Origin of the sequence: Neoroseomonas rubea (genome assembly GCF_016106015.1) — a bacterium.
GTDB lineage: Bacteria > Pseudomonadota > Alphaproteobacteria > Acetobacterales > Acetobacteraceae > Neoroseomonas > Neoroseomonas rubea.
The window spans coordinates 1-5,037 of sequence record NZ_JACADQ010000313.1 but is presented as its reverse complement, the minus strand read 5'-3'; the positions used below and the strand labels follow the sequence as shown (position 1 = coordinate 5,037).

The following is a 5,037-nucleotide window of genomic DNA, read 5'->3' as shown; positions in this document are numbered from 1 at the left end:
GCAGGCGGCGGTGGCGGCGGTCGTGGGGGGCGGAGATGAGCGCGATGTCGAGGCTGCGTCTCGCGGCGGTCCTCGCCGCCCTGCTTGCCGCCGGGCCCACCTGGGCGCAGGGCACCGCGCCGGTGGAAGCCACCGACGCGGCGCCGGCGCGCCAGCCGATCCAGCCCCAGCGCTTTGCCGCGCCGGAACTCGGCTTCGCCGCGCTGGCCGATGCGGCGCGGCGGCAGGATGCCGGCCGGCTCATGCGCGTGATCGGGGAACGGGGCGCGGGCCTGCTGCGCACCGGGGACCGCGCATCGGATGCCGCGGCGCTCGCCCGCTTCGCCACGGCCTATGACGAAAGGCACGAGGTCCTGCGCCCCGTGCCCGACCGCGCCATCGTGCAGGTCGGCCCGGATGCCTGGCCGCTTCCCATCCCGATCGTGCAGCGCGGCGGCGCCTGGCGCTTCGACGCCGCGGCCGGCGCCGAGGAGATCGTCACCCGCCGCATCGGGCGGAACGAGCTCGACACCATCCAGACGCTGCGCGCCATCGTCGACGCGCAGGACGACTATGCCCGGACGGCTGGGCGCCAGGGCGCCTTCATGGCCTATGCGCGGCGCTTCTTCTCGACGCCCGGGCAACGCGACGGCCTGTTCTGGGTCACGGCGGAGAACGAGCCGCCGAGCCCGCTCGGCCCCTTCGTCGCGGCGGCGAGCGCCGGCGGCTACGGGGCGCGGCAGGCGGGGGACGCGCCGCGCCCGCTCAACGGCTACCTCTTCCGCATCCTGGAAGAACAGGGGCCGGCCGCGCCGGGCGGCGCGATGTCCTTCGTCGTGAACGGGCGGATGATCGGCGGCTTCGGCGTCATCGCCTGGCCACTGCAGTACGGCCGGTCCGGCATCAAGAGCTTCATCGTCAGCCATCGCGGGGAGGTGTTCGAGCGCGACCTCGGGCCCGACACCGCGCGGATCGCGCGGGCCATCGCCGCCTTCGACCCGGGCGAAGGCTGGACGCGGGTGCCGGAGTGACGGCGCGCAGGAACGAGCATCGCGCATGACGCAGGACGTTCACCCCGGCCTGCCGTAGGCATCCGCCAAGGTCGGCCTGGCGCGGCGCATGGCGCATGCGATCCGCGCGCAGGGCCTCGACGTCGCGGGCGCGCTGTTCGGCGCGCCGGACGCCGCCTTCGACCGCCTGCCGCTGGCGGCGCTGATCGCGACCGCCACGGCGCGACCCGACATCCGACGATTCACGGACGAGCCGATGTCCGCCGCCGTGGCGCGCGATGGCGGGCTGCGGACGGAAGCGGCACGTTCCCCGCGCACCGACACGCCATGGGCCCGCGACGGATCGGGACCGGTCAAACGCGCCTGATGGCCGTTCGCCAGCCGTGGGTCCACGCTCCCCACCCCCCGCGCTTCGCCTCGGGGAGGGCTCCGCCCTCCCCACCTGGCGCCCGACCGCCGCGGATGGCGCGGTGAAGGTGTCCAGAGGCCTTTCGGCCTCTGGTGGGGGTGCTGGAGGGGGCAAAGCCCCCTCGCGAACGCCGCATCGCGGCCTTTCGGCCTCCGGCGGGGGTGCCCGAGGGCGCAGCGCCTCCCCTCGGCCTTTCACCGCCCGGCATCTTGCGGCTACTCTCCCCGTTTCCTCGCGCCAGCGCCGCGATCGTCGCGCGCGCCCGCGCGGGAAGGACCGGAGAGTGCGTCCCGTGATTCCCGCCCTGATGCCGACCTACAACCGTGCCGAGCTTGCCTTCGAGAAGGGCGAGGGCGCGCGCCTGTGGACGGTCGATGGGCGACGTTTCCTCGACTTCGGCGCCGGCATCGCGACCTCCTCCCTCGGCCACGGCCACCCGCACCTGGTGAAGGCGATCGCCGAGCAGGCCGCGAAGGTCATGCACGTCTCGAACCTCTACCGCGTGCCGCAGGCCGAGGAACTCGCCGCGCGCCACGTCGCGGCGTCCTTCGCGGATTCCGTCTTCTTCTGCAATTCGGGCGCCGAGGCGAACGAAGGCATGGTGAAGGCGGTGCGGAAGTACCACGCCGAGAACGGCCATCCCGAGCGCTTCGGGGTGATCTGCTTCGACGGCGCCTTCCACGGCCGCACGCTCGCGATGCTCGCCGCGACCGGCAACGAGAAGTACCTCGCCGGCTTCGGCCCGCCGGTCGAAGGCTTCACCCATGTGCCCTTCGACAACATGAACGCGGTCCGCGACGCCATCACGCCGCAGACCGCGGGCATCATGATCGAGCCGATCCAAGGCGAGGGCGGCGTGCGCCCCGCGCCGATCCGCTTCCTGCGCGAACTGCGCCAGGTCTGCGACGAGTTCGGCCTGCTCCTCGCCCTCGACGAGGTGCAGACCGGCATGGGCCGCTCGGGCAAGCTCTGGGCGCATCAATGGGCGGGGATCGAGCCCGACGTCATGTCCAGCGCCAAGGGCATCGGCGGCGGCTTCCCGCTGGGTGCGATCCTGGCGAAGGAGAAGGTCGCCAAGCACCTCAAGCCCGGCACGCATGGCACGACCTATGGCGGCAACCCGCTCGCTTGCGCGGCGGGCCTCGCGGTCATGGACGTGGTGATGGCGCCGGGCTTCCTCGACGGCGTCGACCGCGTCGCGCGGCATCTGTGGCGCGGCCTGCTCGACCTCGCCGCGAAGCATCCGGCGGTGATCGAGGAAGTGCGCGGCGCCGGCCTGCTGCTCGGCATCAAGCTGCGCCCCGAGGTGAACAACGGGGAGATGCAGGGCGCGGCGGTGGCCGAAGGCCTGCTGACCGTCGCGGCGGGCATGAACGTGCTGCGCCTCGCCCCCCCGCTGATCATCACGGAAGCCGAAGCGGACGAGGCCGTCGCGCTGCTCGACCGCGCCTGCCGCCGCATGACGCCGTCGGGAGCGCAGGTGGCGGCGAAGTGAGCGCCATGCTCAAGCCGATCGGCGGGGGGACAGGCACCCCCCGCCACTTCCTCGAGATCATGGACATCGAGGCGCCGGCGCTGCGGCGCATGCTCGACCTCGCCTCCAAGGCCAAGCGCGGGGAGGTGACGAACCGCCCGCTGGCCGGGAAGAACATCGCGCTGCTCTTCGAAAAGCCCTCGACGCGCACGCGCGTCTCCTTCGAGGTCGGCATCCGCCAGCTCGGCGGGGATGTCGTCGTGCTCTCCGCACGCGACATGCAGATGGGCCGCGGCGAGACGCCGGCCGACACGGCGCGCGTGCTCTCGCGCTACGTCGACGCGATCATGCTGCGCACGGACGACGTGCGGAAGATCCGCGAACTGGCGGAACACGCGACCGTTCCCGTCATCAACGGCCTGACCGACATCTCCCATCCCTGCCAGATCATGGCCGACGTGATGACCTTCGAGGAGCATCGCGGCCCGATCGCCGGCCAGGTCGTCGCCTGGACCGGGGATGGCAACAACGTCGCGCAATCCTTCATCCAGGCCGCGGCGCGCTTCGGCTTCACGCTGCGCATCGCGACACCGCCGGAACTGGCGCCGCCGGCCGCGCTGGTCGACTGGGCGCGACGGGAAGGGGCGTCGATCGAACTCACGAACGACCCCGTCGCGGCGGTGCGTGACGCGCGCTGCGTCGTCACCGACACCTGGGTCTCCATGTCGGACGAGAAGGAGGGCCGCGCGCCGCAGCGGCACAACCTGCTCGCCCCCTATCAGCTCAATGCCGCGCTGCTGAAGCAGGCGGCACCGGATGCGATCGTGATGCACTGCCTGCCCGCCCATCGCGGGGAGGAGATCACGGACGAGGTGATGGACGGGCCGCAGAGCGTGGTGTTCGACGAGGCGGAGAACCGGCTGCACGCGCAGAAGGGCGTGCTGCTCTGGGCGCTCGGCCTAGGCTGAGGCCGCGCGCCCACCCCGCCCGGTCCTCGCGCCCGCGGGACCCTTCAACCCGTTCACCCGCAGCGCCCTTCAGCCCGCGCGCCTGCGGCACCCTTCAGCCCGCGCGCCTGCGGCGCCCTTCAGCCCGCGCGCCTGCGGCGCGACGCACACGCCTGCGCGCTCGGCCGCCGTGGACCGGGCACGCAACCGTAATGTCTCATGCCAGGTCATGCGACCATCCATCGGACCTTCACGTTTCGCTGCCATCATTCCGTCAGGATATCATTGCCAAGGAATGGAATATGGCCCTGAGCCGCCTTGCCGCGCTCGCGCGGACCACTGGCCGGATCGGCATCGTGCCGAAGATCGTGAGCGTTGCGCTGGTCGCCGTCGGCCTCGCGGTCAGCGCCGTCCAGGTCGTCGAGATCCGCGCCCATGAGCAACGCAGCATGCAGCGCGCCCAGGCGGCGCTCGACACCAACCTCGCCGTGCTGCGGGAAGTGCTGCGCCCGCTCGGCACGGAATGGGCGGTGCGGGACGGCAAGCTCACCCTCGGCGGCCAGCCGCTCGAAGGGCGCAACGACATCGTCGACGCGGTCAAGCGCGCCGCCGGCGGCGTCGCCACCATCTTCCAGGGCGACCAGCGCATCGCCACCAACGTGCAGCGGCCGGACGGCACCCGCGGCGTCGGCACGCGCCTCGCCCCCGGCTCGGCCTTCGACGCGGCGATCACGCGCGGCCAGACCTATCGCGGCCACAACATGATCCTCGATCGCGAGCACGTGACGGTCTACGAGCCGATCCGCGACGCCGCCGGCCGCCAGCTCGGCCTGCTCTTCGTGGGCGTGCCGCTGGAGGACATCGCGGCGCAGGTCGCCGCGCAGGCGCGGACCGCCGTGCTCACGGCGGCCGGCGTCGCCGCGCTGGTCGGCCTGCTGCTCTGGCTCGTCATCCGGCGTGCCATGCGCCCGCTGGACGGCATCGCGCGAAGCATCGACGACATCGCCGCCGGCCGCACGGATGTCGAGGTGCCCTGCCGCGACCGCGCCGACCAGCTCGGCCGGATCGGCCGCGCGGTCGAAACGCTGCGGGAAGCGACGATCCGCGCCGCGCGCGCCGAGCAGGAGGCCGCCGAGGCCCGCAGCCAGACCGAGGCCGCCCGCCGCACCGCCGCCGAGGCCGCCGCCCGCACGGATCGTCGCTTCCCGCAGCGTTTCG

General features: G+C 73.0%; 5 protein-coding genes. All 5 read left to right on the top strand.

Going from position 1 to position 5,037, the window contains the following annotated elements:
• A partial coding sequence (locus HW577_RS20560; protein ID WP_232475098.1) for a DUF2950 family protein occupies positions 1 to 1,010 on the top strand: 1,010 nt, incomplete at its 5' end.
• An 88-nt stretch (positions 1,011 to 1,098) separates the two neighbouring features.
• On the top strand, positions 1,099 to 1,356 hold the full coding sequence (locus HW577_RS20555) for a hypothetical protein (protein WP_198377989.1): 258 nt from the start codon (positions 1,099 to 1,101) through the stop codon (positions 1,354 to 1,356).
• A gap of 334 nt (positions 1,357 to 1,690) precedes the next feature.
• Positions 1,691 to 2,893, top strand: a complete 1,203-nt coding sequence (locus HW577_RS20550) for an aspartate aminotransferase family protein (protein ID WP_198377988.1) — start codon at positions 1,691 to 1,693, stop codon at positions 2,891 to 2,893.
• Between the two features lie 5 nt (positions 2,894 to 2,898).
• Complete coding sequence (gene argF / locus HW577_RS20545) at positions 2,899 to 3,840, top strand: ornithine carbamoyltransferase (RefSeq protein WP_198377990.1); 942 nt, start codon at positions 2,899 to 2,901, stop codon at positions 3,838 to 3,840.
• 281 nt (positions 3,841 to 4,121) lie between these two features.
• Positions 4,122 to 5,037 (top strand): cache domain-containing protein (locus HW577_RS20540; protein ID WP_198377987.1); only part of this gene is annotated, 916 nt, incomplete at its 3' end.